This is a genomic window from Thauera sp. 27 (assembly GCF_000310125.2).
GTDB lineage: Bacteria > Pseudomonadota > Gammaproteobacteria > Burkholderiales > Rhodocyclaceae > Thauera > Thauera mechernichensis.
The window spans coordinates 1-1,621 of record NZ_AMXB01000091.1 but is presented as its reverse complement, the minus strand read 5'-3'; the positions used below and the strand labels follow the sequence as shown (position 1 = coordinate 1,621).

Sequence of the window (1,621 nt, the reverse complement as noted above, 5' to 3'; positions counted from 1 at the left end):
ACGACGCAGGTGGATTCGTCCTCGGCGATGGTGTGGGCGCCGGCATCGTGCATCTCCTTGAGGCCACGTGCGCCGTCGTCGCCCATGCCGGTCATGATCACGCCGACCGCGTTGCGACCGGCGACCTTGGCGCAGGAGTTGAACAGGGCATCCACCGACGGGCGATGGCGGCTGACGAGGGGGCCATCCACCACCTGCACCGAGTAATGGTTGCCGCTGCGCGCGAGCAGCATGTGCCTGCCGCCGGGGGCGACCAATGCCCGCCCGGGCTGGACCATGTCGCCGTTGCGCGCTTCACGCACCTCGAGTGCGCACAGGCTGTCCAGACGCGCTGCGAACATCGCGGTGAAGCGCTCGGGCATGTGTTGCACGATCACGATACCGGGACAGTTGGCCGGTAGTCGCGTGAGCACTGTTTCGAGTGCCTGGGTACCGCCGGTGGACGTACCGATGGCGATGATGCGTTCGCCGCTGCGGGGGAGGCGGTCGAGCTTCATCGGCGGGCGTTGTTGGTGAACTGTGCGAGCTGTTCTCGTGCGCCGGGCCTGGTGTACAGGGTCGGGCGCAGGGACGTCAGCTCGGTGGTGATGCCGCTGAGGGTTTCGGAGTGCCCGACGATGAAGATGCCGTCGTCCGCAAGGTGCGGGAGCAGGTTGCCGATGACTTTGCGCTTGGTGTCCTGATCGAAGTAGATCATGACGTTGCGCAGGAAGATCATGTCGAACTTGCCCATTGCGGCATGGCCAGGGGCGATCAGGTTGATCTGGCGGAACTCCACGCGGGTACGCAACTGGGGCACGACCTCGAGGCTGGCATCGAGCCCCTGTCCGCTCTGCGTGCAGTACTTCTTGAGCAGCGCCGGTGGAATGCCGCGTCCGCGATCGAGCGGGTATACGCCGGCGCGCGCGCGCTCGAGTACGGTCAGGCTGATGTCCGAGGCCATGACCTTCCAGTTGCCCGACATGCCCAGGGTCTCGGCCAGCACCATGGCGATGGTGTAGGGCTCTTCGCCGGTGGACGAGGCTCCACTCCAGACCCGGAAGCTTCGTCCACGACGGCTGGCCGCAAGCTCGGCGAGCACGCCGAAATGCGCGGCTTCGCGGAAGAAGTAGGTTTCGTTGGTGGTCAGCAGGTCCACCATCAACTGGCGCTCGACGGACTGGTCCGGACGGGTGACCAGCCGGTAATAGGCGTCGAAGGTGTCCAGGCCGTAGTGACGCAGTCGGCGCGACAGGCGACCCGCAACCAACTGCTTCTTGCTGTCGGCCATGCTGATGCCCGCCAGACTGTAGATGAGCGTCTGGAAAAGCTTGAACTCCTGGTCGGTGAGGCCGGTGCTGTGCATTGTCGAGCGCCTGTGCTGAACATGGGTGGGGATCCGCCGCCGATAGTATGCATCAGCATTGCCGCATGGATGCCGCGTCGGCGCCTCGTGTGCGCTGCGACCTTTCAACCCGCCTTCATGATCGCTTCGGGAACGAGGTCGAGCGGCAGCACCTGGTCCACACCGCCGAGCTTGATCGCCTCGCGCGGCATGCCGAAGACGACGCAGGTGGATTCGTCCTCGGCGATGGTGTGGGCGCCGGCATCGTGCATCTCCTTGAGGCCACGTGCGCCGTCG

At 65.5% G+C, this 1,621-nt stretch carries 2 protein-coding genes and 1 pseudogene; all 3 read right to left on the bottom strand.

Going from position 1 to position 1,621, the window contains the following annotated elements; translation table 11 throughout:
• A pseudogene (locus tag B447_RS21490) lies at window positions 1-467 on the bottom strand (chemotaxis protein CheB); the annotation flags it as partial.
• A gap of 26 nt (window positions 468-493) precedes the next feature.
• Window positions 494-1,345, bottom strand: coding sequence for a CheR family methyltransferase (locus B447_RS21485; protein ID WP_004249240.1), 852 nt, complete (start codon window positions 1,343-1,345; stop codon window positions 494-496).
• 104 nt (window positions 1,346-1,449) lie between these two features.
• Window positions 1,450-1,621 (bottom strand): chemotaxis protein CheB (locus B447_RS21480; protein WP_004249238.1); only part of this gene is annotated, 172 nt, incomplete at its 5' end.

Bases quoted from the DNA above. Each gene is read 5' to 3' on its own strand.
- B447_RS21485 (WP_004249240.1), bottom strand. From the start codon at position 1,345: ATGCACAGCACCGGCCTCACCGACCAGGAGTTCAAGCTTTTCCAGACG.